A 22,489-nucleotide genomic window follows, 5' to 3' on the forward strand; every position below is an offset into this window, starting at 1 on the left:
AACCGCAACTGGATAAAAGGTCTGGCTTTCGACGGTGAGCGGGGGTGCCGCGGGACCGTTGTGTCCGTGACGCCCCAGAGTTCGCACCTGCGGCAGGTGCCGCCCCCGCCGCCCGGGTCCCCCGGCGGCAGCCCCGACGCATCGGACTAAGAGACACGGAGAGCGGAATGTTCCCGGCCGACGAACTGTTCACGCGCTACACACAGTCCTACGAGGGGCGCCGTGAGGTTGAGATGAGCCTCACGGAATACCTCCAGGAATGCCGCGACGACCCGATGATGTATGCCTCCGCTCCGGAGCGCATCCTCGCCGCCATCGGCGAACCGGAAGTCGTCGACACCGCCAAGGACCCGCGCCTTGGCCGAATCTTCATGAACCGGACGATCAAGATCTATCCGGCCTTCGCCGACTTCTACGGCATGGAGGAAACGATCGAGCGGATCGTCGGCTTCTTCCGCCACGCCGCCCAGGGTCTGGAGGAGCGCAAGCAGATCCTCTACCTGCTGGGCCCGGTGGGCGGCGGCAAGTCGTCGCTGGCGGAGCGGCTGAAGTCGCTGATGGAGAAATGCCCGGTCTATGTTCTGAAGGCCGGCAAGGAGGTCAGCCCGGTCTTCGAAAGCCCGCTCGGCCTCTTCAACCCGGACGAGATGGGCGACCTGCTGGAGGAGCGCTACGGCATCCCGCGCCGCCGCCTGACCGGCCTGATGAGCCCCTGGGCGGTGAAGCGGCTGGATGAGTTCGGCGGCGACATCTCGCGCTTCCGCGTCGTCAAGCTGCACCCCAGCAAGCTGCGCCAGATCTGCGTCACCAAGACGGAGCCGGGCGACGAGAACAACCAGGACATTTCCTCGCTGGTCGGCAAGGTCGACATCCGCAAGCTGGAGATGTACAGCCAGAACGATCCCGACGCCTACAGCTTCTCCGGCGGCCTGAACCGGGCCAGCCAGGGCCTGCTGGAATTCGTCGAGATGTTCAAGGCTCCCATCAAGATGCTGCACCCGCTGCTGACGGCGACCCAGGAGGGCAATTACGTCGGCTCGGAGAACATCGGCGCCATCCCGTTCCAGGGCATCATCCTCGCCCACTCGAACGAGGCGGAGTGGCAGTCCTTCAAGAACAACAAGAACAACGAAGCCTTCATCGACCGCATCTGCGTCATCAAGGTCCCCTACTGCCTGCGCGTGCAGGAGGAGCAGCGGATCTACGACAAGCTGGTCAAGGGCTCCGACCTCGCGACCGCGCCCTGCGCGCCGTCGACCCTGGAGATGCTGGCGAAGTTCTCGGTGCTGTCGCGCATGCGCGACCATCCGAACTCCAGCCTCTACTCCAAGATGCGCGTCTATGACGGCGAGAGCATGAAGGAGACCGACCCCAAGGCCAAGTCCATGCAGGAATACCGCGACCAGGCGGGCGTGGACGAGGGCATGGACGGCATCTCCACCCGCTTCGCCTTCAAGGTTCTGGCCGCGACCTTCAACTACGACTCGAACGAGATCTCGGCCGATCCCGTCCATCTGATGTACATCCTGGAGCAATCGATCAAGCGGGAGCAGTTCCCCGACGACACCGAGAAGAAGTACATCGAGTTCATCAAGGCCGAACTGGCGCCGCGCTACGCGGAGTTCATCGGGAACGAGATCCAGAAGGCGTATCTGGAATCCTACAGCGACTACGGGCAGAACCTGTTCGACCGCTATGTGGATTACGCCGACGCGTGGATCGAGGACCAGGACTTCAAGGACCCGGACACCGGCCAGTTGATGAACCGCGAGCTTCTGAACCAGGAGCTGACCAAGATCGAGAAGCCCGCCGGGATCGCCAACCCGAAGGACTTCCGCAACGAGGTCGTCAAGTTCGCGCTGCGCGCGCGGGCGGCGAACGCCGGGCGCAACCCCTCCTGGACGTCCTACGAGAAAATCCGTGAGGTGATCGAGAAACGCATGTTCTCCCAGGTGGAGGATCTGCTTCCGGTCATCAGCTTCGGGTCCAAGAAGGACGGCGAGACCGAGAAGAAGCACAACGAGTTCGTGTCGCGCATGATGTCGCGCGGCTACACCGAGCGGCAGGTCCGCCGGTTGGTCGAGTGGTACATGCGCGTGAAGCAGGCCGGCTGACGGCCCGCTTCGCCACACGAGCGTGAACGGGTAGGAGGGGCTCCCCCTTGATGAACATCATCGACCGTCGCCTGAATCCGCAAGGCAAGAGCCTGGCCAACCGCCAGCGTTTCCTGCGCCGTGCCAAGGAGCAGGTGGTGAAGGCGGTGCGGGATGCCTCCGGCAAACGCGGCATCCAGGACATCGAAAACGGCGAGAAGGTGACCATCTCGACCGGCGGCGTGCGGGAGCCCTCCTTCCACCGCTCCGGGGCCGGCGGCGTGCGCGACTACGTCGTGCCGGGCAACAAGGAGTATGTGGAAGGGGACACCATCGCACGGCCGGAGAGCGGTGGCGGCCGCGGCGGAAACGAAGGCAGTCCGGACGGGGAGGGCGACGACGATTTCCGCTTCGTCCTGTCCCGCGAGGAGTTCCTGGACATCTTCCTGGAGGACCTGGAACTTCCCGACCTCGTCAAGCAGAAGGTCAAGCAGACGGAGTCGCACTCGCTGACGCGGGCGGGCTATTCGGTGACCGGCTCGCCGGCCAACCTGAACCTCGTCCGCACCATGCGGAACAGCCTCAGCCGGCGCATCGCGCTGAAGCGCCCCAAGCCGGCGGAGATGCTGGAACTGGAGGAGCTTCTGCGCCAGGCGGAGGACCGCGGCGAGGATCCCGAGAAGCTGCGGGAGATGCGCGACCAGTTGGAGCGGCACTATCTCCGCTCCAAGCGCATTCCCTTCATCGACCCGATCGACGTCCGCTACAACCGGTTCGAGACGGTGCCGAAGCCCATCGCGCAGGCGGTCATGTTCTGCCTGATGGACGTCTCCGGCTCCATGACCGAGCACATGAAGGACCTCGCCAAGCGCTTCTTCATGCTGCTCTACCTGTTCCTGAAGCGGCGCTACCGGTCGGTCGACATCGTCTTCATCCGCCACACCCACGAGGCCAAGGAGGTGGACGAGGACACGTTCTTCTACTCCACCGAGACCGGCGGCACCGTGGTCTCCACGGCGTTGGAGGAGATGCAGCGCATCGTCAAGGAGCGCTATCCGGAGAACGAGTGGAACATCTACGCCGCCCAGGCGTCGGACGGCGATAACATGTCGTCGGACAACGCGCGGTCGGCGGGTCTGCTGCGGGACGGCATCCTGCCGCTGTGCCAGTACTTCGCCTACATCGAGGTGGCGGCGGAGCACAACATGGGCCTCTCGGCGCTGGGCCGCGAGACGGAGCTGTGGCGGACCTACAAGACGGTCCAGGGGCCGGACCTGCCGATCGCCATGCGCCGCGTCCGCTCCCGCCGGGAGATCTTTCCGGTCTTCCGCGACCTGTTCGCCCGCGAGAAGGCGGGGGCGTAGCCGTCCTTTCCCCCTCCCCTGCGACGCGGGGGAGGAGGGTCGGGGTGGGGGCGAGACCCGCCACCGCGAGGCCGCACCAAAGAATCGGGGCCAACACCCCGCAGAGTTTGAGAGGATGTGAGGCATGACCGCTGTGATCGACAAGCCCGACAGCCTGCTCTACGACGGGGCGGACTGGGATTACGACAAGATCAAGCGCGTCTACGACGCCATCGAGGACATCGCCCTGAAGGACATGGGCCTCAACGTCTATCCCAACCAGATCGAGGTCATCACCGCCGAGCAGATGCTCGACGCCTATTCGTCCATCGGCATGCCGCTGATGTACAAGCACTGGTCCTTCGGCAAGCATTTCGCCCGCGACGAGATGCTCTACCGCAAAGGCTACCGCGGCCTCGCCTACGAGATCGTCATCAATTCCAGCCCCTGCATCAGCTACATCATGGAAGAAAACACCATGACGATGCAGACGCTGGTGATCGCCCACGCCGCCTTCGGCCACAACCACTTCTTCAAGAACAACCAGCTTTTCCAGCAGTGGACGGACGCCGAGGGCATTCTCGACTATCTGGAATTCGCCAAGTCCTACATTGCCCAGTGCGAGGACCGCTACGGCCACCACGCGGTGGAGCGGGTGCTCGACGCCGCCCACGCGCTGATGAACCAGGGCGTGCACAAGTACCCGAAGAAGCGCAGCCTCGACCTGCGGCTGGAGCAGAAGCGCGAGCGGGAGCGGCAGGAGTACCAGGAGCAGACCTTCAACGACCTGTGGCGCACCGTGCCGAAGGTCGCCATCGGCGGCAACCGCCCGTCCAAGTCGGTGTCGGAACGCAAGAAGCTGCTCGGCCTGCCGGAAGAGAACCTGCTCTATTTCCTGGAGAAGAAGGCGCCGCGGCTGGAGCATTGGCAGCGCGAGATCCTGCGCATCGTCCGTCACATGGCCCAGTATTTCTATCCGCAAAAGCAGACCAAGCTGATGAACGAGGGGTGTGCGACCTACACCCACTACACCATCCTGAACGAGATGCACCGGCGGGGGATGATCAGCGAAGGCGCGATGCTGGAATTCCTGCATTCGCACACCTCGGTGGTGTTCCAGCCGGAATTCGACGACCAGCGCTTCTCGGGCATCAACCCCTACGCGCTGGGCTTCGCGATGATGCAGGACATCCAGCGCATCGCCGAGAACCCGACCGACGAGGACCGCTACTGGTTCCCCGACCTCGCCGGGCGGGGCGACGGCATGGGTGCGCTGCGCGACGCCTGGGCCAACTTCCGCGACGAGAGCTTCGTCCTCCAGTATCTCAGCCCGCACCTGATGCGGAAGTTCAAGATGTTCAGCGTGCGCGACGACGCGGAAGACCCCTATCTGCTGGTCGAGAACATCCACAACGAGCGCGGCTACCGCGGCATCCGCAAGCTGTTGGCGCGGCAGTACGATCTGGGCTTCCTGGAGCCGGACATCCAGATCGTCGACGTCGATCTGGCCGGCGACCGCAAGCTGATCCTGCACCACCGCGTGACCAACGGCGTGTTGCTGGACGAAAGCGACGCCAAGGCGGTGCTGCGACACATCGCCAACCTGTGGGGTTACGAGGTCCAGCTCGTCGAGGTGTCGGCCCTGTCCGACGCCATCCTGAAGGAGCACGCCGTCACCGCGCCCAGCGGCATCGGGGGGTGATGGGGCAGGGTGGGGCTGCGTGTTTGCCCCCACCCCGGCCCTCCCCCGCTTTCGCAGGGGAGGGAGATTTTAGCGAAGTTGCGGCAGTCCCCTCCCCTGCGAGAGCGGGGGAGGGTCAGGGTGGGGGCGACGCCTCCGGGTCGAGCGTGTACAGCTCCTGCGGGCGGCCCACGCCGCGCAGCAGGTAGCGCCCGACCGAGATCAGCCGCTGCCGGCATTCCGGAGCGGATTCGGTGAAGGCGGAGGACAGCAGGATGTCCTGGTCGAGCGACCGGCACATGGCGGCGATGCGGCTGGCCTCGTTCACCGCGGGGCCGACCACGGTGAAGTCCAGCCGATCCACCCCGCCGATGTTGCCGTAGAACACCTTCCCCTGGTGCAGCCCGAGATAGAAGCGCGTCACCGGCAGCCCGGCGGCGGAGCGACGGGCGTTCAGCTCCTTGCAGCGCTCCCGCGCCTCCTCCGCCGCATCGAGGGCGGCGCGGCAGGCGTCCTCGGCGCTGGAGCGGTCGAAGACGGCCAGGATGCCGTCACCGATGAACTTCAGCACCTGCCCGCGGTGCCGGTGGATGGCCGTCACCACCAGCTCCGCATAGTCGTTCAGCAGCGGCAGGATGGTTTCCGGGGCGGCCGTGTCGGTGATGCGGGTGAAGCCCTGGAGGTCGCTGAACCACAGCACGGCGTCCAGCTCCTCCGCCACGCCGCGGCGGATGTGGCCGCGCAGCACCCGGTGGCCGGCGTCCCGCCCCAGATAGGTCTCGGCCAGCGTGTTGGCGATGTGCGCCATGGCGTGGCCGCGCAGCGCCAGCGCTAGGCTGCCGGTGAGGGTGAGCAGGGCGTCCCGCTGGGCGTCGCTGAAGCCGTCCGGGTGGTGCGACACCCAGGAGGAGAAGATGCAGTCCAGCTCCCCGATGGCGGCGCGGGGGCCGAGGCGGTTGACGATGGCCATGTAGTCGGTGGCGCCCTGCGCCCGCAGCTCGTCCACGATCGGGAACTCGCCGCCCTCCGTGCCGTCGGTCAGCCGCAGGCGCAGCATCGTCTCGCCGGAGGTGTAGAGCCGGTGAAAGGGGCTGCGCAGCCATTTCTCGTCGATGTCGGGATCGCTGCCGTCGCCGCCATACTCGGTCTGGCGCACCTCGGCGGCGTTGCGCCCGGTGCTGTCCCAGGTGACAACATGGCCGGCGATGGTCGGGTGCAGCGTGTCCGCCCCGACCACCGTCCGGGTCAGCGGCACGCCTGCCGCGACCAGCCGTTCGCAGAAGCCGCCGATGAGGTCCGTCTCCGGCACCCCCCGCAGCCCGGCCTCCGCGATCCAGCGGCTGAGGTCGACAATCCCTTGCGCATCCATGCCCGCCATCCTGCCACAGGTCGCCTTGTCCGAGAACCTTGTCCGGGAACGGAGGATCAGCGGCGGGACAGGGCGTCCGCGATGAAGGCCGTGACCGTTCCGAAGTCGCCGGTTGTCCGCAATTCGGCGGGCATGGCCCGAAAGTCAAGCTCCGGTCCGAAACCGATCATCGGCTTTCCGAAGCGCAGGGCGAGCCGCACCTCGTCCAAGGTCCCGTGGCGGCCCGGCAGGACGACGATCACGTCGCTGGTCAGGATGTTGACGTGGTTGCGGCTCAGCTCAGTCGGCGGCGCGCCGGCCGGCTTGCGCGCGAAGGGCGTCAGGATGGGCAGGTCGATGTAGGGGTTCGGATAGCCAGGCAGGGGCGCATGGCCGCGGATCGGGTCGGGCTCGGACGGTAGGATGCCGATGGAGCGGCCCCGGCGTCCCGGCGTGCCGTGGAAGGCTCGCGCGGCCGACCGCATCACCCCGCCGCCGCCGCCGGTCAGCAGGTCGTGCCCGGCCCCGGCGATCCACGCGCCGAGCGGCTCGGCGTAGTCCGCCCACTCCTCCTGTCCCGACCCCATCACCCCGATGATCGCCATGTCCTTCCGCCTTTCCGTTACCGCCCGCGTGGTTTCGCCCGCGCCGTGGGTTCGGCCTCCAGCGGGTTGTCGGGCCAATAATGTTTGGGATACTGCCCCTTGAGGTCGGCCTTCACCGCCTTGTAGGCGTTGGCCCAGAAGCTGGCGAGGTCGCGGGTCACCTGCACCGGGCGGCGGGCTGGGGACAGCAGATGCAAAAGCAGCGGCACCCGCCCGCCGGCGATGCGCGGCGTCTCGGCCAGCCCGAACATTTCCTGAAGTCGGACGGCCAACACCGGCTCGTCCCCGCTGTAGTCGATGGGGATGCGGGAGCCGCTGGGCACCTCGACGTGGGTCGGCGCCTCCTTGTCCAGCCGCTGCTGCATCGCCCAGGGCAGCAGCCCACGCAGCGCGTTGCCAAGTTCCACCCGGTCGAGATGGGCGCGGCGCGAGGCGCCGTTCAGGAAGGGCGCCAGCCACTCCTCCATCGTCTCCAGCAGGGCGGCGTCGGAGACGTCCGGCCACTCCTCCCCCTCCCGGCGGCGCAGGAACAGGACGCGCGTCTGCCACTTGCGCAGCTCGTCGGTCCAGGGCAGGGCGGTCAGCCCCATCTCCCGGATGCCTTCCAGCATGGCGGTGGCGATGGCCTCGGCGGGCGGGTTGGGCAGGCGCTTGTCCTCCAGCGCCAGGGCGAACAGCATGCGGCGGCGGCGGGCCAGCACCGTCTGCTCCCGGCCGTCCCAGGCGACCAGCGTCTCGCTGCGGATGTGCTCGGCGAAGGCGTCCTCCAACTCGGCCAGGGTGAGCGGAGCGGCCAGGAAGACGCGCGACTCGCGGGCCGCTCCGTCCAGGTCGGCGACGGCCAGCCAGTCCTCGGCGGTCAGCGGCTCGGCGTCCTGGAAATAGGCGCCGCGCCCGTTGGACAGCCGGTACTGGGCGGCGGCACCGCCCGTACTGCCGCCGGGACGGCGCTGGCCGATGCGGTCGGGATAAGCCAGGGCGACCAGCAGGCCGGTGGCGCCGAGATCGCCACCATTGCCCTTCACGCCCAACTGGCGCTTCCAGTTGCGGGCCTGCTTCAACGCCTGCTGGGCGCCGCCGCGCTCCACCGTCAGGCCGCGCCCGGCGCCGCGCACTCTCCCATCGTCGTCCAGCCCGCGCAGCAACTCCACGCGCAGCCGCAGGTCGGCGTCGCGGAAGCCGGGCTGGGCGCGGACGATGTCGCGCTCGCCGAGCAGGGCGGCGACCTCGCAGGCGAGCGCGCCCAGCCCCATCGCCTTACCTTTCAGCATCATGTGGGCCAACCGGGGATGCACGCCAAAGCCGGCCATGCGGCGGCCGTGGGCGGTGATGCCGCCGTCGGCGTCCAGCGCCCCCAGCTCGCGCAGCAGCTCCCGCGCCTGGGCCATGGCGGCGGCGGGCGGCGGGTCGAGCCAGGCCAGCGACGCCGGGTCGGATACGCCCCACACCGCCAGCTCCAGCGCCAGCGGGGCGAGGTCGGCGTCCATGATCTCCGGCGGGGTGAAGGGGGCCAGCGCCTTGTGCGACGGCTCCGGCCACAGGCGGTAGCAGACGCCGGGCTCCAGGCGGCCGGCGCGACCCCGCCGCTGCTCCGCCGAGGCTTGGGAGACCTTGGCGGTGACCAGCCGCGTCATGCCGCTGCGCGGGTCGAAGCGGGGGACGCGCATCAGCCCGCCGTCCACGACGATGCGGATGCCCTCGATGGTCAGGCTGGTCTCGGCGATGGGGGTGGCGAGCACGATCTTGCGCGTGCCCGGCGGGCTGGGGGCGATGGCGCGGTCCTGGGCATCGGCCGTCAGGTCGCCGTAGAGCGGGGCGATCACCGTGCCGGGGCCGAGGTCCGCCGACTCCAGAAGGCTCTGCACCCGCCGGATCTCCCCTGCGCCGGGCAGGAAGACCAGCGCGTTGCCGCTCTCCTCGCGCAGGGCGCGGCGGACGGCGGCGGCCACCGCGTCCTCGACGCGAGTGCCGGCGGCGGGAGCGTCGAGGTGGCGGGTCTCCACCGGGAAGGCGCGGCCCTCGCTGGTCACCATCGGGGCGTCGCCCAGCAGGGCGGCGACGGGCGCGCCGTCCAGGGTCGCCGACATCACCACCAGCCGCAGGTCGTCGCGCAGCGCGCCGCGCGCCTCCTGCACCAGCGCCAGCGCCAGATCGCTGTCGATGCCGCGCTCGTGGAACTCGTCGAACAGCACGGCGCCGACCGCCGGAAGTTCGGGGTCTTCCTGGAGCTGGCGCAGGAAAAGACCGTCGGTCACCACCTCGATCCGGGTCTTCGGCCCGACCTTCGTGTCCAGCCGCACGCGGTAGCCGACCGTCTCGCCGACGCTTTCCCCCAGCATTGCGGCCATGCGGCGGGCGGCGGCGCGGGCGGCCAGCCGCCGCGGCTCCAGCACGATCACCTTGCGCCCGGCCAGCCAGGGCCGGTCGAGCAGAGCCAGCGGCACGCGGGTCGTCTTGCCGGCCCCCGGCGGAGCCTGGAGCACCGCCACGCCGCGCCCGTCCAGCGCGGCCAGCAGCTCGGGAAGCACCGGATCGATGGGAAGGGGCGGGATGCTCATGAATTTCGTGAACCGGTGGAGAAGGGCGCTGCCTGTGTTCCTGGCAGCGGCGGGCGCCCCGGTCAAGCCTTCCGCCGGGCTTTGGCGGCTATTCGGCTTCCTCCCGGCAGAAGACCCCGGCCTCGGTGTCGTGGATGAACAACTCGGCGTAGCGGGCCCAGCCGGTGACGGCGTTCAGCGTCTCCTCGGCGTAGTCCTCGCTCATGAAGGCCTCCAGCTCGTGGGCGAATGGGGCGTAGGGAACGCGGTGGTCGGCGCGCTCCGCCAGGGCGGCGTGGATGTGCGCGGCGAGCGGCACGAAATGGACCAGATGCTCGGCGAACAGCGCCTTGCGGTCGTCCATCCCGGCCTCGGCGAACAGGCGGCCCGGCTCGGTCAGTCGGATGTCGCCCTCCGCCATCTCGGCGAATCCCAGCATCCGGAGCGTCTCGGCGATGGGGAAGAGGTCGTCGATCTCGTGCCGCAGCGCCGCCGCGAGGTGCGGCAAGGCGCAGCCACGCCACCCGGCCGAGCGGGGCCTCGAACGGCACCAGCAGCGAGCGGCAGACGCGGGTGCGCTGGAACAGGCGCAGCACCCAGGACTCCGGCGCCTCCTGCGCGCCGGTCTGCTCGAAGCGGAACTTGTCGGGCCAGACGACCAGCGGGCGGAACAGGAACTGGTCGTGGAGCAGGATGACCGCCAGCATCGCCAGCACCGCCCAGCCGACGGCGCCGAGATTCTTCTGAGCGATGGCCTCGGCCAGATAGGAGCCGGTGCCGGGCAGCGCGACGGTCCGGTCGCCGACCGTGATCGCCTCCGATGCGACGACGAAGAACCAGCCGCCGGACATCATCATGTTCCAGACCAGCCCCGGCATGGCGAAGGGCGCTTCCAGCCGCCAGAAGCGCTGCCAGCCGGGATCAGCACCATGCCGGCCCGGCGGCTCTTGGCCGCCAGCGTGGCGTAGGTGAAGGTGAACAGCAGCGAGGCCGCCATCGCCGCCGGCATGCGCAGCGTCGAGCGCAGCGCGTAGTCCGCGGCAGGTTCCAGGGGTCGAGCGAGATGGCCGGCGCGTCGAGGCTCGCCAGTGGTGCTGCCATCTGGTGACCGCCGACGGCGGCCAGGGCGAGCAGGCCGACGACCAGCGGCAAAGCCACGAGATCCCAGCGGTTGGGCGTGGCGGCCGCCGTCTTCACGGAAACGCTTGTCTGGGTCCAGACCATGGCCCCCTCCTGCGGCCGGATCGGCGTCCGGCCGCGTTCGGCAAAAGCGCACCCCCCTCACCCCAACCCTCGCCCCAGAGGGGAGAGGGAACCTGTGAACAGAGGCTCAGGAGACGGGTCTCATGGGCGTGTCAAAGTGTCGCAGAAGCCCGCAACCGGCCAGCGATCCGAGAACCTTTCGCAACAAGGCGTTATGGTTCGAATAACCACAAACCATTTGTGACTTAACGATCTCGGGACCCTATGGCCAACATTCACGACCCCGCCCTGTTCCTCGCCCACGCCTGTGCGCTGGAGGAGGACGCCGCCAACCGTTTCGCCGACCTGTCGGAGGCCATGAAGACCTACGGCAACGCGGACGTCGCGGCCTTCTTCGCCAAGATGGCCGAATTCTCGCGCCTGCATCTGGCCGACGCCCGCAAGCGCTCCGCCTTCCGCGACGTGCCGGTGCTCGCCCCGGAAGACTTCCAGTGGCCGGACGACGAGAGTCCGGAAGCGGCCTCCATGGAGGGTTCGCATTATCTGATGACGGTGGATTACGCGCTGGAACTGGCGCTCGACAGCGAGAAACGGGGGCACGCCTTCTACGCCGACGTGGCGGCCTCCACTACGGACCCGGAGGTCCGCATGATGGCCGAGGAGTTCGCCTCCGAAGAGGCGGAGCATGTGGCGGAGCTGGAGCGCTGGATCGAGCGTTTCCCCAAGAAGGGGTAAAGGCCGTTTCCCGCGGTTTCCGCCCTTGCGGGAACCGCGGGAAGGGCGAACGCGCCTTACTTGGACAGTTCGGCGTAGTCGTACTCGTACTTCTTGTCCGCCGGCTTGAAGGTCTTGAAGGCGGCGATGATGTCGTCCACCGACACGCCCGCCGGCACGTTGAGAATCTCGTACACGACCGAGCTGCCGCTGGTCGGGCCAACGTCGGCGTTGCGGTGAGCCTGGGAAATCAGGCCCTCGCCGGCCTTCTTGATCATGATCGAAGCCATATCCGTTCCGTCTCCTGTTACACGTCGCCCGACGCAGCAATATCCATAACGCGAATAAGGGTATGAGGCCAATGGATAAATTGCTGCGGCGCGTCAGCGGCGGGTGATCCAGAGCGCGGTCACGTCATCGCATAACTGCTCGCCATGGATCGCGGCGTGGCGCGCCATCAGGGCGGGCAGGGGGCGGTCGGGAGCGTCCCCCGCCGCGCGCTCGGCCAGACGGAGCAGACCGTCCTCGCCCAGCATGGTGCCCTCGGCGTCCCTGGCTTCGCTCAGCCCGTCGGAGTAGAGGAACAGGCCGTCGCCGCGCCGCAGCGGAACGCGGTGGTTCGTGTAGGCCGAGTCCCGGAAGGCGCCGAGGAGCGGGCCGGACGCGTCCAACGGCTGGAAGCTTTGGCCGTTCGCCAGAATGGGGCTGGGCGCCGCGGCGGCGGCGTAGAGCAGCGTGTCGTCGGCGCGGTCGATCACCCCGTAGAAGGCGGTGGCGAACTGGCCCAGCGGCAGGATCTCGCACAGCCGCCCGTTCAGTTGGCGCAGCAGGCCGGCGGGGTCCCGCATCTCCTCCGGCGGGGTGCGGGTGAGCAGCGTGTGCAGGCGGAAGGCGTTGATCGCTGCGGCGATGCCATGGCCCGACAGGTCGGCGGCGAAGATTCCGACGCGGGTCCCGTCGAACTCGAAGGCCGTCCAGAAATCGCCGCCGATTTCGTCCGACGCGCGAAAGACCGAATCCACCGTCAGCCCGTTCCGCTCGGCGAGGGCGGCCAGCTCCGCCGGTTCCGGGACCAGGGCGAGCTGCATGGCGCGGGCCTGCCGCAGGTCGCGCTCGACCCGCTCGTGGAAGGCGCGCAGCTCCTGCACCATGGACCGGCGCTCCAGATGGTAGCGCACGCGGGCGATGCATTCGCCGGGGTTGATCGGCTTGGCGATCAGGTCGGTCGCCCCGGCGCTGAAGCAGACGGTCCTCATCTGGTCGGAGTGCAGCGCGCTCTGCATCAGGATCGGCAGGTCGCGCCAGCGCGGGTCGCCGCGCAGGCTGCGGCAGACGCCGATGCCGTCCATCCGTGGCATGGCGGCGTCGAGCAGCAGCAGGTCGGGGGCGAAGCTCTCCAGCCGCTCCATCACCTCGTCCGCGGAGGAGGCGAAGGCGACCTGGGTGATGCCGGCCCACTGCAGGAAGCGGGTGAGCGTCTTGCGGTTGAAGGCGCTGTCGTCGGCGATCAGCACGCGGCAGCCGCCCAGCGGGATGCCCAGCTCCATTCCATAGACCGACGCGCCGGCGCCGTGGCGGGCCGGGCGGGGCGAAGCGGCGGTGCGGTCCGTGTCGGGCGGCACCGTCATGGCGCGGGCGTGGCCCATCGCGTCCGTTCCCGCCGCGTCAGTCGTCGATGTTGAACATGGTGTGGAACTTGGCGATCGTGATCAGACGCCGCACCTCGTCGCGGGCGCCACGGATCGCGAAGTCCAGATTGCGCCGTTGCGCGGTGTCGCGGGCGATGATGAACATGCCGAGACCGGAGGAGTCGACGAAGTCGAGCCGCGACAGGTCGAAGACCACCCGGTGGCCCGCCGGGCGCTCGAAGGTGGCGATGACGTCGCGGAAGGTGTCGTGGTCGGCAAAGGTCATGCGCCCGCTCAGCACGATCTCGGTGCTGGCCGGGGCCTCGCGGACGGAGAAATCCATGGCGGCGCTCATCTGTGGTTCACCCGTGGCCGAAGAGAGGCGCATCCCTCCGCCGGTCGGACCCGGCGGGGACGCGGGCGCATTCTAGGGCGCCGGGAATTGCACTTTGATGACGCTGCCGTGTCAGCATCGGGTTATTCGGGGCGCGTCGTCCGGCCGGAATGGGCGGATCTTATTGCAGCGCGGCCTCTTCGACCCTTGGACGCGACAGGCGTTCGGCGATTCCACCGGCCAGCCATGCCGAATAGGCATCGCGCCCCTCCGGCCCGAGCATGCCGCTGCGGCAGAAGGCCGCCGCTTTGGCCGGCTTGGGGAGCGCCGAGTCGGGAAGGCGCCACAGCGGCAGGTCGACATGACCGCTCAGCCGGTCAAGCGCCGCCGGCCGGTAGCCGTTGCCCGCGCCGTACAGCCGCTCCTCCACCGCCGCCGGGCGGGGCGAAAGCAGCAGGGCGATCCCGACCCCGGCGGCGCGCGCCTGATCGGCGAAGCGGCGCACCCGCTCGAAGGCCGGCGAATCGTCGTTCATCCGGACGGCGGCGCTGCGGGTTTTCACCCAGCGGTCCGCGGCGGCATCGGTCCAGCCCTGCGCGCCGACGGCGCGGCACGGCTTGTCGTATTGCAGGGCGCTCTGGTCGGGCAGATAGGAGCGGCCCAGCATCGCCACCTCGGTCAGGTGCGAGCCGTAACGGCGCAAGCCGGCGAGGTCGCTGCGCTCCGCGAACAGCAGGTCGACGTCCAGGAGGACCAGCGCCGGCTTCAGCTTCAGCACGTCGCCCAGCAGCGGTTCGAAGTCCTCGAAGCGGGCGTGGTCGTGGACGATGCGCAGGAAATGCAGGCTCTCCACCCCGTGCTTCGCCGCCAGCGCGGCCATGCCCGGCTCGTCCAGGGTGGCGTGGCGCAGCGCCGAGTCGCCCAGCGCCACCACCACGACGGGGGACAGGTCCCGCGCCGCCCGCGCCGCCCGCTCCGCCGTGGCGGCGATGCGGTTGCTGTTGTACCAGGCGAAGGGCCGGTCGTGGAGGCTGTAACCGGTCCAGAAGGCCCCCGCGGTCCCGGCCGCGAACAGGGCGGGGATCACCGCCAGAAGGGTGATCCACAACCGCCGCGGCTTCGCTTGCGGCCCGGTCCGGTCCATCCGGTGCTTTTGCGGTTCGACTGGCCCGGTCATGGTCCCTCTGCTCCTCCCAGCGGTGCGTCCAGCGATGCGCGGTGTCCTATGGCTCAAACACTCCGGGAGGGGGCTGGGTCCCGCGCGCCGCCATGCTTTCCGCCATGCGTTCCTATGACGAAGGGGACAGGGATCGTGATCGTGCCGGAGTAGCCGGGTGCGGGCACTTTCGTGTAGTCTTGCGCGAAAGGCGAGGCACGCATCGAGGAACAGGATGAGCACCGAAATCCGCACCTTCATGATCCCCGACGCGAGCGCGGACGAGGCCCAGGGGCAACTCTCCTCCTTCCTGCGCACCGTCGAGGTGCAGCGCATCGACACCGCCTACGCCGACGGTGCCTGGCGTATTCTCGTCCTTTACAAGGACCTGAAGCGCAAAGAGGAATCCTTGCAGATCGAGGCCGCGATCAACGCGGCCCTCAACGGTTGGCGGGACCGCGCGGCGGCCCGCGAAGGGCTGTCGCGCGACGCCGTCCTGTCGGACGAGTTGGTGCCGGAAATCGCCCGCTTCGCCCCCACGACGGAGCGCGAGCTGTCGATCATCGTCGGCGCCCGCGACCTCGGCGTCGGTCACTTCGGCGGGGAGATCGTGCAGGTCGTCCGCGCGACTCTGGACGAACTGATCGACTGACGAAACCGCTCCCCGGAAAAGCATAGGCCGAAGGGCAGGGCGGCCATCCCCACTGTGCCGAAAGAGAAGCCGGACCCGCCGTAAGCCCGATTCCAGACCCCTTCACGCTGTGCCAGCATACCCTTGTAATTTGCGGCAATGCAGCATGGCGGGGGCCATGGACGGGACATCCGGATCGAGAGGCGACGTTCCCGATTACCGCGCGATGGCGCGGGAGTTGGAAGCCTTCAGCCGTCAGGCGGCGGAGCGTGCGGCGGCCACCGGTGACGACAGCATGGACGCCCTGGCGCAGAGGCTGGGACGCCACGCCGAACAGATCCGGCACGATCTGGCCGAAGCTCCGATGCGCCGGTTCGGCTGGCGCCTAGGCCTTCTCCACCTTCAGCAGAGTGCCCTCGGCACCGACGATGCGCACACGGGTTCCGGCGGGGAGGTCGGGCCCCTCGACGGTCCAAAGCCCGTCGCCGATCTGCGCCCGGCCCCGCCCGTTGACGATGGGGCCGTCCAGCGTGTGCAGCGTCCCGATGTATTGCGCCGTCCGGCGGTTCAGATGCGGCGTGTGCGTCGTATGCGCTGAGCCGCGGGACAGGAAGCGGGTTCCCGCCAGCGCGGCGATGGCGAGCAATGCGAACAGCAGCCCCTGATGCTCCCACGGCAGGGACGGCCAGATCAGAAGCGCGAAGCCGACCAGCGCCGCCGCCCCGCCCAGCCACAGAAAGGCCGCTCCCGGCGCCACCGTCTCCAGCGCGCCCAGCAGCACGGCCAGAACCCACCAGTGCCAGAACTCGATCATCGCGGGTCCGCCTTCGGAGTTTCGCCCAATCTTACGACCCCGGCGGCGTTGGCGCATCGCTCCTGTTCGGCTCCTCGCGATTCCAGGGTCCACGCGGCGCGTCGGTCCCCGCTGGGCGCGGCGCCTGCGGCGGAATGGAGGCTGCTCCGGAATTCTGCGGCCGGTTCGGGAAGGCTTCGCGGGCGATCTCCGCGATGCCGCCGATGGCGCCGATCACGTTGGCGGCCTCCAGCGGCATGAACAGCACCTTCTGATTCGGGGCGGCGGCCACCGCGGTCAGGGCGTCCATATAGCGCTGGGCAACGAAGTAGTTGATGGCCTGGGCGCTGCCCCCGGCGATGGCGTCGGACACCAGCCGGGTGGCCTCGGCCTCCGCTTGGGCGGAGCGCTCGCGGGCCTCGGCGTCGCGGAAGGCGGCCTCGCGCCGGCCCTCGGCCTGGAGGATGGCGGCCTGCTTGGCGCCCTCCGCGCGCAGGATCGCCGCTTGGCGCTGGCCCTCCGCCTCCAGGATGGAGGCGCGGCGGTCGCGCTCCGCCTTCATCTGGCGGGCCATGCTGTCCACGAGGTCGCGCGGCGGCTGGATGTCGCGGATCTCGATGCGCGTCACCTTGACGCCCCAGGGGCTGGTTGCCTCGTCCACCACGCCCAGCAGGCGGGCGTTGATCTGGTCGCGCTGGGACAGCAGTTCGTCCAGGTCCATCGAGCCCATGACCGTGCGGGTGTTGGTCATGGTCAGGTTCAGGATCGCCAACTCCAGGTTGTTGACCTCGTAGGAGGCCTTGGCGGCGTCGATCACCTGGAAGAAGACGACGCCGTCCGCTGTGACCATGGCGTTGTCGCGGGTGATGACCTCCTGCGAGGGCACGTCGAGCACCGTCTCCATCATGCTCTGCTTGCGCCCGATCCGGTCGACCAGCGGCAGCAGGAGATGCAGGCCCGGCTGGAGCGTGCGGGTGTAGCGCCCGAACCGCTCCACCGTCCATTCCTGGCCCTGCGGCACGGTCCGCACGCCCAGCAGAACCAGCGCCAGCGCGAAGATCAGGAGTGCGATGACGAAGAGCGTCAAGCCGCTGACCACCATCACCCCACCTCCCATCCGGTCGCTTCCTCCCTCGGACCATGCCACGGCGGGGCCGCCCCGGCCAGAGATTCGGCGGCCAGAGCGTCAGCCCAGCAAGGCGCCGACGGGCTTCAGCGGTTCGTGCGCGTCGAACAGGATCTTCAGGATGGCCAGGATCGGCACCGCCAGCAGCGCGCCGGGAATGCCCCACATCCAGCCCCAGAACAGGATGGATACGAACACCGCGATGGGGTTGAGCGCCAACCGCCGCCCGACGATCATCGGCGTCAGGAAGTTGCCCTCCAGCATGGTCAGCGCCACGAAGGTCAGCGGCGGCCCGAAGATCTGCATGCCCCCGTCGAAGCTGAGCGCCGATACCAGGAACAGAACCGCCGTCATCACCGCCGGCCCGATGAAGGGGACATAGTTGATGAGCCCGGCGAGCGTTCCCCACAGAGCCGCGTTGGGCACCCCCCACAGCCACATCGCCAGCGCCGTCGCGAGGCCGAGCCCGATGTTGATGACGGTGATGGTCGCCAGATAAGCGGCGATGTTCTGCTGAACCGTGGCGGCGACCATGGCGTAATGCACGCGGTCGTCCACGTCGCGCATCGTGCCGATCAGCGCCTCCAGGCTCTGCCGCCCGCGGGCCAGGAAGAAATAGAGCAGCACCTGGAGGATCACCACGTTGGCGATCACCGCCTCCGCCTGATGCAGAACCTGCTCGGCGAGCGACGGGCCGCGCACCACCACTTCCCGCGCCGCGCCGTTGCGGTCGGAGGCCATCTGCTCGATCTGGCGGGAGGCCTCGCGGGCGCGCTCGATCCCTTCGCGGATGTCGCCCAGCTTGAACTCCAGCTCGTGGACCACGCGGGGCATCCGGTTGACCCATTCGGTGGCCGGGGTCGCCAGCGTGAAGATGGCCCCCAGCCCGGCGCCGAACACAACGATCACCACCACCGCCGCGCCCAGCGCCTCCGGCAGGCCGAGCCGGTAGAGGCCGCGCACGCAGGGCCGCAGCAGAAGGCTGAGGATCAAGGCGAGCATGATCGGCAGCAGCACATCGCGCCCGAAATACAGCGTGAACAGAATCGCGATGACGAACAGCCCCACCACCGCCACCCGCACCGGGTCGCGGGGATTCCGGGCCGGGGGAAGGGGCTCGGTCACCGGCTCCGGCGGCGGGCTCAGGGGCGGGTCGATCGTGCGGTCGCTCATCGTGGGCAGGCACTCCGGGAGTAGCGGGCCGGGGGGCGCTTGACGGCGCCGGACCCCCGCCCGATTTAGGGGTATTCCAGGACCGCGCCCACGCGGCCCCGCTTCGCGACGACCGGAGTTCCACGAGATGCGCAGCCCGTTCCCTTCGATAAACATCCGCCGCGGCCTGATGGTCCTGGCGCTATCCGTGCTGCCACCGATGGCTGCCTCAACCGCGGCTCTGGCCGAGGACCTCGTCGTCGGGCGCTTCTCCAACGACTGGACCGGCAACGGGCTTCAGGTGCAGGCGGTCGAGGACCCGAAGGTGAGGGGCGTCACCTGCCATCTGGTGGACTTCGACCGCAGCGTGCTCGACCGGCTGACCAAGGGAAACTGGTTCGAGGACCCGTCCAACGCCTCCATCTCCTGCCGGCGCACCGGGCCGCTGGTGATCGGCGACATCGAGCTGTCGCAGAAGGGCGAGGAGGTCTTCTCCGAGCGCAAGAGCCTGATCTTCAAGTCCATCGCCATCCGCCGCATCTACGACCGGGTGAACGACACGCTGATCTACGTGGTCTACAGCCGGCAGGTGAAGGACGCCTCGGCGAAGATGTCCATTTCCAGCGTGCCGCTGATCGATACGAACCCCCAGTGGGAAAAGGGTAAACCTCCCGTGAAATGATCGGATGGCTTGCAATTGGGCGGGTCCGGCGCCATCATCAGGCTTGGGAGGCAGGGGCTGCTATCCCCCGCCTCCCGGCCCGATCGCTGCCGGTTCAGAAGATCAAGGATCGCCTTGACGATCTGAAGCAGCAGGATCAGGAGACCGAGGATTTCCTTCATCCTCCGAGCCTCCTCGTTGAGCGGCGGGGTGGTGGCGCTCCACCACCCGTCCGCGCCTCCACCTCGCACGGGGTGCGGGATGGGTGCAACGGAAACTCCACACATGCGTGTGCGGCGGATTGGCCGGCCCGGCCAGAGGGGAACCGTCAGGTCTTGCCGCGGTGGGAGCGCCACTTGCGCCACAGCAGGTAGAAGCCGGGCGCCAGCGTCACGATCAGGATGATGCGCACCATGTGGTGGGTGGCGACCAGCGCCACGTCGATGTTCAGCGCCAGCGCGACCAGCGTCATCTCGGCCAGCCCGCCCGGCGCGAAAGCGAGGATCAGCGCGGCCAGCCCCAGCCCCGTCGCCTCGTCCACCATCCAGGCCGCCGCCGTGGTGACCAGCAGCATCAGCCCGGTAAGGCCCAGCGCGGTCAGCCCGTCACGCCCGATGCGGCGGATGTTCAGCCCGGTGAAGCGGCAGCCCAGCGACGCCCCGATCACCACCTGCGCGGCGGCGACCAAGACCCCCGGCGGCTTGCCCTCGGTCAGCCCGGCGAGGTGGATCGCGGCGGACAGCAGCATCGGCCCGACGATCTGGGCGGCGGGGATGCGCAGCAGCTTCGCCAGGGGATAGCCCAGCGCGCAGGCGGACAGCAGCGCCACGTCCAGCGGGGCGAGCGACAGCAGGGGCGGACCGAGCGCGCCGCGCCGCGCCGTGTCGTATAGTCCCAGCGCCTGGAAGGCGAAGGGGATGACCAGCACCACCAGCATCACCCGCAGCGCGTGGGACAGCGCCATGGTCCGGCTGTCGCCGCCCATCTGCGTGCCGACCATCACCATCTCGTTCAGCCCGCCGGGGGTGGCGGTGAAGAAGGAGGTCGGCGGGTCCAGCCGCGCCGCGCGGCGCAGGTACTGGACTCCCAGCGTGGTCGCCAGGACGAGATAGACGGCCAGCGCGCTCAGCGACAGGCTCCATTCGCCGAGCCGCCCCAGGATGTCCGGGGTGAAGCCGCTGCCCAGCATCACGCCAAGGATCATGATCATGGCGTTGCGCAACGGCTTCGGCACATGCAGCGCGACACCGGCCATGGCGGCGACGGTGGTGGCGGTCATGGCGCCGATCATCCAGGCCAGCGGCAGATGAAAATAGTTGAACAGCGCGCCTCCCGCCGTCCCCAGCGCAAGGGCGAGCGCGAAGGGCCAAAGCCCCGGTCCGATGGTCATGCCGTTCGTGGTGTTCGGTTCAAGGAACGATCCGCCCCAGCCGGACGGCGGTCTGCCCGGTTTTGGGGCGCCGCGCCGGCATGATCAGCACGCAGTCGTCGTAGGGCGTCACGATCGGGCGGTTGCCGTCGCGGCCCAGAACCGTTCCGGCGCGGGGGATGATTTCCATTCCCACATAGGGCTCGTTGAAGAAGAACTCGTCGGTTTCCGCAGTCACCGCTTCGGTCACCTCGACGGTGCGCTGCGGATCGGGGTGCGGGCGGATGTGGCGGTCGGCCAGCGACGGGTCGATCATCTCCTGGGCCAGCAGGAATCGCATGGCGCTTTCCAGGGCGACCAGCGCGGTCTCATCCCGCCAGTGCTGGCCGCATTCGACCAGGATGGCGGTGCGCCGCCCGTCCGCCGCGGCGAAGTCGGCGTAGTCGATCACCCGCCGCCCCGCCGCGTGCCCCTCGTCGGCAACGATCCAGGCCGGGTGGCCAAGCCGGCGGGCCAGCGCGCGGGCGCGGTCGGTCCGCCCGCACAGCGTCAGGGGCGGGGTGTCCGCCGTCATGGAGTGCAGATCGAGGATGACGTCCGCGGCGTCGAACACCGGGCGGAGTTGCCGGGCGCGGCGCAGCTCCACGCTGTCGCGCGGACCGTCCAGCACCTCCGGCGACCAGACACGGTTCATGTCCTCGTCGACGAAGCGGGAGGCGTAGGGACGCTCGGCATCGAAGTTCTGATAGGCGGCGGTGTTGGCGAAGGCCAGCGTCAGCCGCCCGCGGGTGGGCCGGACGCCCATCCGGAACAACCGGTCCATCGCCACCGCGCCACTGATCTCGTTGCCATGGATCAGCGACACAATGACGGCTTGCGGGCCGGGGCGCCCGGACTCCAGCGTCGTGACGTGGTCGATGCCGGTGTTGCCACGACGGTAGGGGCCGATGTCCGGCGGCGTCAATTCGATCGGTGGCAGGGATTCGGTCAAGCGGATCTCGCCTCTGCGGGTCTGGCCGGCGCCGGGCGCTTTCGCCGAATGGTCAGTATGGCGGAGAGTCCGGCGGTGCGCCAGCCCCGCCATTTCCACCGCTCCATCATGTCCTTTGCCTTACCGGTGTATGACGGTTTTTGGTCGACGCACACCCGGTCATCGTCTATACCCGAATCCAACCGCCGCAGCGCCATGCTATGCCATCCGGGCAGGTGCCGTGGTGCGTTGGAGCCGTTGGTACACCGGGGTCAGCCATGAGTTTCGTGATCGAGGACGTGCTCGTCCGCAACGATCCGATCGTCCCGCGCCTGCCGGTGTTGTTCGATTCACCGCACAGCGGCACCGTCTATCCGCGCGACTTCGCCTTCGTCTGCCCGCTGTCGACCTTGCGGCAGGCCGAGGACACCCACGTGGACGAATTGTTCGCCCACGCGCCGGAGCATGGCGCGACTCTGCTCTGCGCCCTCTTCCCGCGCACCTACATCGACGCAAACCGGGCCATCGACGACATCGACCCGGCGCTTCTCGACGGGCGCTGGCCCGAACCGCTGCGCCCGACGGAGAAGAGCGCCGCCGGCATGGGGCTGATCCGCACGCTGTGCCGTCCGGGAATGCCGCTCTACGACGGGCGGCTGTCGGTCGCCGAGGTGGCGGAGCGCATCGACCGCTACTACCGTCCCTATCATTTCCAGGTCGCCAGCGTGATGGACGATCTGGCCGCGCGCTTCGGCGCCGTCTGGCACGTCGACTGCCATTCCATGCCCTCCGCGGTCGGGCCGGGGGCGGCGTACAAGCTGGGCATGGATTTCGTGCTGGGCGACCGCGACGGCACCACCTGCGAGCCGGGCTTCACCGCCTTGGTCGAGCAGGTGCTGACCGGGCTCGGCTACAAGGTCGCGCGGAACCATCCCTTCAAGGGAGTCGAACTGGTGTCCCGCCATTCCAACCCGGCGCGGGGCCGCCATTCCCTCCAGCTCGAGATCAACCGCCGCCTCTACATGAACGAGGAGACGCTGGAGCGGAACGAGGGCTTCGCCCGGCTCCAGGCCGACCTCGGCACGCTGATCCGCCGCGTCTGCGCCCATGCGCAGGCCAGCACCGCGCGCCGCGCCGCCGAGTAA

Annotated in this window: 21 protein-coding genes; 7 read left to right on the forward strand and 14 right to left on the reverse strand. The window is 68.8% G+C overall.

Annotated elements, in window-relative coordinates; all coding sequences use genetic code 11:
* Positions 1-167: 167 nt before the first annotated feature.
* From H0B54_RS02475 to H0B54_RS02485, 3 genes are all read left to right on the forward strand, one after another.
* Positions 168-2,114 carry a PrkA family serine protein kinase gene (locus tag H0B54_RS02475; RefSeq protein ID WP_094301911.1) on the forward strand — a complete coding sequence of 649 codons (1,947 nt, stop codon included), beginning with the start codon at positions 168-170 and terminating at the stop codon, positions 2,112-2,114.
* 50 nt (positions 2,115-2,164) lie between these two features.
* Positions 2,165-3,457 carry a YeaH/YhbH family protein gene (locus H0B54_RS02480; RefSeq protein WP_094301912.1) on the forward strand — a complete coding sequence of 431 codons (1,293 nt, stop codon included), beginning with the start codon at positions 2,165-2,167 and terminating at the stop codon, positions 3,455-3,457.
* A 124-nt stretch (positions 3,458-3,581) separates the two neighbouring features.
* On the forward strand, positions 3,582-5,138 hold the full coding sequence (locus tag H0B54_RS02485) for a SpoVR family protein (RefSeq protein WP_188259087.1): 1,557 nt from the start codon (positions 3,582-3,584) through the stop codon (positions 5,136-5,138).
* 115 nt (positions 5,139-5,253) lie between these two features.
* Here H0B54_RS02485 and H0B54_RS02490 read toward each other — a convergent pair whose 3' ends face one another.
* The 5 genes from H0B54_RS02490 to H0B54_RS30460 all read right to left on the reverse strand — a co-directional run bounded on the left by H0B54_RS02490 (position 5,254) and on the right by H0B54_RS30460 (position 10,616).
* Positions 5,254-6,486 carry an adenylate/guanylate cyclase domain-containing protein gene (locus H0B54_RS02490; protein ID WP_188259088.1) on the reverse strand — a complete coding sequence of 411 codons (1,233 nt, stop codon included), beginning with the start codon at positions 6,484-6,486 and terminating at the stop codon, positions 5,254-5,256.
* A 56-nt stretch (positions 6,487-6,542) separates the two neighbouring features.
* The gene (locus H0B54_RS02495) at positions 6,543-7,070 is read right to left on the reverse strand and encodes an SLOG cluster 4 domain-containing protein (protein ID WP_188259089.1); all 528 of its coding nucleotides are present in this window, start codon (positions 7,068-7,070) and stop codon (positions 6,543-6,545) included.
* A gap of 17 nt (positions 7,071-7,087) precedes the next feature.
* Positions 7,088-9,628 carry an ATP-dependent helicase HrpB gene (gene hrpB, locus H0B54_RS02500; protein ID WP_188259090.1) on the reverse strand — a complete coding sequence of 847 codons (2,541 nt, stop codon included), beginning with the start codon at positions 9,626-9,628 and terminating at the stop codon, positions 7,088-7,090.
* 88 nt (positions 9,629-9,716) lie between these two features.
* Positions 9,717-10,115 carry an AAA-associated domain-containing protein gene (locus H0B54_RS29435; protein ID WP_211109120.1) on the reverse strand — a complete coding sequence of 133 codons (399 nt, stop codon included), beginning with the start codon at positions 10,113-10,115 and terminating at the stop codon, positions 9,717-9,719.
* 345 nt (positions 10,116-10,460) lie between these two features.
* Complete coding sequence (locus tag H0B54_RS30460) at positions 10,461-10,616, reverse strand: hypothetical protein (protein WP_188259091.1); 156 nt, start codon at positions 10,614-10,616, stop codon at positions 10,461-10,463.
* Positions 10,617-11,074: 458 nt separating this feature from the next.
* Between H0B54_RS30460 and H0B54_RS02515 the strand changes: the two genes are divergently transcribed.
* Complete coding sequence (locus H0B54_RS02515; RefSeq protein WP_014241291.1) at positions 11,075-11,545, forward strand: ferritin-like domain-containing protein; 471 nt, start codon at positions 11,075-11,077, stop codon at positions 11,543-11,545.
* Positions 11,546-11,601: 56 nt separating this feature from the next.
* On the opposite strand, the gene H0B54_RS02520 is transcribed toward H0B54_RS02515, so the two are convergent.
* The 4 genes from H0B54_RS02520 to H0B54_RS02535 form a co-directional block, all read right to left on the reverse strand.
* Positions 11,602-11,814 (reverse strand): hypothetical protein, encoded by a 213-nt coding sequence (locus H0B54_RS02520; protein ID WP_094301918.1) that lies wholly within the window; start codon positions 11,812-11,814, stop codon positions 11,602-11,604.
* Positions 11,815-11,907: 93 nt separating this feature from the next.
* Entirely contained in the window at positions 11,908-13,170 is a 1,263-nt protein-coding gene (locus tag H0B54_RS02525) for a PP2C family protein-serine/threonine phosphatase (RefSeq protein WP_188259092.1), read from the reverse strand.
* Between the two features lie 19 nt (positions 13,171-13,189).
* Positions 13,190-13,507, reverse strand: a complete 318-nt coding sequence (locus tag H0B54_RS02530; RefSeq protein WP_246472225.1) for an STAS domain-containing protein — start codon at positions 13,505-13,507, stop codon at positions 13,190-13,192.
* 160 nt (positions 13,508-13,667) lie between these two features.
* Complete coding sequence (locus H0B54_RS02535; protein ID WP_188259093.1) at positions 13,668-14,663, reverse strand: hypothetical protein; 996 nt, start codon at positions 14,661-14,663, stop codon at positions 13,668-13,670.
* 214 nt (positions 14,664-14,877) lie between these two features.
* Between H0B54_RS02535 and H0B54_RS02540 the strand changes: the two genes are divergently transcribed.
* Complete coding sequence (locus H0B54_RS02540; protein WP_188259094.1) at positions 14,878-15,294, forward strand: HRDC domain-containing protein; 417 nt, start codon at positions 14,878-14,880, stop codon at positions 15,292-15,294.
* A gap of 364 nt (positions 15,295-15,658) precedes the next feature.
* On the opposite strand, the gene H0B54_RS02545 is transcribed toward H0B54_RS02540, so the two are convergent.
* The 3 genes from H0B54_RS02545 to H0B54_RS02555 form a co-directional block, all read right to left on the reverse strand.
* Positions 15,659-16,087 carry an NfeD family protein gene (locus tag H0B54_RS02545; protein WP_188259095.1) on the reverse strand — a complete coding sequence of 143 codons (429 nt, stop codon included), beginning with the start codon at positions 16,085-16,087 and terminating at the stop codon, positions 15,659-15,661.
* Positions 16,088-16,118: 31 nt separating this feature from the next.
* On the reverse strand, positions 16,119-17,183 hold the full coding sequence (locus tag H0B54_RS02550) for an SPFH domain-containing protein (RefSeq protein ID WP_188259096.1): 1,065 nt from the start codon (positions 17,181-17,183) through the stop codon (positions 16,119-16,121).
* Between the two features lie 69 nt (positions 17,184-17,252).
* Positions 17,253-18,365 (reverse strand): AI-2E family transporter, encoded by a 1,113-nt coding sequence (locus H0B54_RS02555; RefSeq protein ID WP_188259097.1) that lies wholly within the window; start codon positions 18,363-18,365, stop codon positions 17,253-17,255.
* 199 nt (positions 18,366-18,564) lie between these two features.
* Here H0B54_RS02555 and H0B54_RS02560 point away from each other — a divergent pair, with 199 nt between their 5' ends.
* The gene (locus H0B54_RS02560; RefSeq protein WP_246472227.1) at positions 18,565-19,026 is read left to right on the forward strand and encodes a CreA family protein; all 462 of its coding nucleotides are present in this window, start codon (positions 18,565-18,567) and stop codon (positions 19,024-19,026) included.
* Positions 19,027-19,333: 307 nt separating this feature from the next.
* Here the strand turns inward: H0B54_RS02560 and H0B54_RS02565 are convergent, their stop codons facing one another.
* Together H0B54_RS02565 and H0B54_RS02570 are read right to left on the reverse strand one after the other, a co-directional pair.
* Positions 19,334-20,395 carry an AbrB family transcriptional regulator gene (locus H0B54_RS02565; protein ID WP_188259099.1) on the reverse strand — a complete coding sequence of 354 codons (1,062 nt, stop codon included), beginning with the start codon at positions 20,393-20,395 and terminating at the stop codon, positions 19,334-19,336.
* A gap of 19 nt (positions 20,396-20,414) precedes the next feature.
* The gene (locus H0B54_RS02570) at positions 20,415-21,365 is read right to left on the reverse strand and encodes a M14 family metallopeptidase (RefSeq protein ID WP_246472229.1); all 951 of its coding nucleotides are present in this window, start codon (positions 21,363-21,365) and stop codon (positions 20,415-20,417) included.
* A gap of 257 nt (positions 21,366-21,622) precedes the next feature.
* Between H0B54_RS02570 and H0B54_RS02575 the strand changes: the two genes are divergently transcribed.
* Complete coding sequence (locus H0B54_RS02575; protein ID WP_188259101.1) at positions 21,623-22,489, forward strand: N-formylglutamate amidohydrolase; 867 nt, start codon at positions 21,623-21,625, stop codon at positions 22,487-22,489.

It is taken from the genome of Azospirillum tabaci (assembly GCF_014596085.1).
GTDB lineage: Bacteria > Pseudomonadota > Alphaproteobacteria > Azospirillales > Azospirillaceae > Azospirillum > Azospirillum tabaci.

Bases quoted from the DNA above. Each gene is read 5' to 3' on its own strand.
- H0B54_RS02475 (WP_094301911.1), top strand. From the start codon at position 168: ATGTTCCCGGCCGACGAACTGTTCACGCGCTACACACAGTCCTACGAG.
- H0B54_RS02480 (WP_094301912.1), top strand. From the start codon at position 2,165: ATGAACATCATCGACCGTCGCCTGAATCCGCAAGGCAAGAGCCTGGCC.
- H0B54_RS02485 (WP_188259087.1), top strand. From the start codon at position 3,582: ATGACCGCTGTGATCGACAAGCCCGACAGCCTGCTCTACGACGGGGCG.
- H0B54_RS02490 (WP_188259088.1), bottom strand. From the start codon at position 6,486: ATGGATGCGCAAGGGATTGTCGACCTCAGCCGCTGGATCGCGGAGGCC.
- H0B54_RS02495 (WP_188259089.1), bottom strand. From the start codon at position 7,070: ATGGCGATCATCGGGGTGATGGGGTCGGGACAGGAGGAGTGGGCGGAC.
- hrpB (WP_188259090.1), bottom strand. From the start codon at position 9,628: ATGAGCATCCCGCCCCTTCCCATCGATCCGGTGCTTCCCGAGCTGCTG.
- H0B54_RS30460 (WP_188259091.1), bottom strand. From the start codon at position 10,616: ATGCCGGCGGCGATGGCGGCCTCGCTGCTGTTCACCTTCACCTACGCC.
- H0B54_RS02515 (WP_014241291.1), top strand. From the start codon at position 11,075: ATGGCCAACATTCACGACCCCGCCCTGTTCCTCGCCCACGCCTGTGCG.
- H0B54_RS02520 (WP_094301918.1), bottom strand. From the start codon at position 11,814: ATGGCTTCGATCATGATCAAGAAGGCCGGCGAGGGCCTGATTTCCCAG.
- H0B54_RS02525 (WP_188259092.1), bottom strand. From the start codon at position 13,170: ATGGGCCACGCCCGCGCCATGACGGTGCCGCCCGACACGGACCGCACC.
- H0B54_RS02530 (WP_246472225.1), bottom strand. From the start codon at position 13,507: ATGAGCGCCGCCATGGATTTCTCCGTCCGCGAGGCCCCGGCCAGCACC.
- H0B54_RS02535 (WP_188259093.1), bottom strand. From the start codon at position 14,663: ATGACCGGGCCAGTCGAACCGCAAAAGCACCGGATGGACCGGACCGGG.
- H0B54_RS02540 (WP_188259094.1), top strand. From the start codon at position 14,878: ATGAGCACCGAAATCCGCACCTTCATGATCCCCGACGCGAGCGCGGAC.
- H0B54_RS02545 (WP_188259095.1), bottom strand. From the start codon at position 16,087: ATGATCGAGTTCTGGCACTGGTGGGTTCTGGCCGTGCTGCTGGGCGCG.
- H0B54_RS02550 (WP_188259096.1), bottom strand. From the start codon at position 17,183: ATGGGAGGTGGGGTGATGGTGGTCAGCGGCTTGACGCTCTTCGTCATC.
- H0B54_RS02555 (WP_188259097.1), bottom strand. From the start codon at position 18,365: ATGAGCGACCGCACGATCGACCCGCCCCTGAGCCCGCCGCCGGAGCCG.
- H0B54_RS02560 (WP_246472227.1), top strand. From the start codon at position 18,565: ATGGCTGCCTCAACCGCGGCTCTGGCCGAGGACCTCGTCGTCGGGCGC.
- H0B54_RS02565 (WP_188259099.1), bottom strand. From the start codon at position 20,395: ATGACCATCGGACCGGGGCTTTGGCCCTTCGCGCTCGCCCTTGCGCTG.
- H0B54_RS02575 (WP_188259101.1), top strand. From the start codon at position 21,623: ATGAGTTTCGTGATCGAGGACGTGCTCGTCCGCAACGATCCGATCGTC.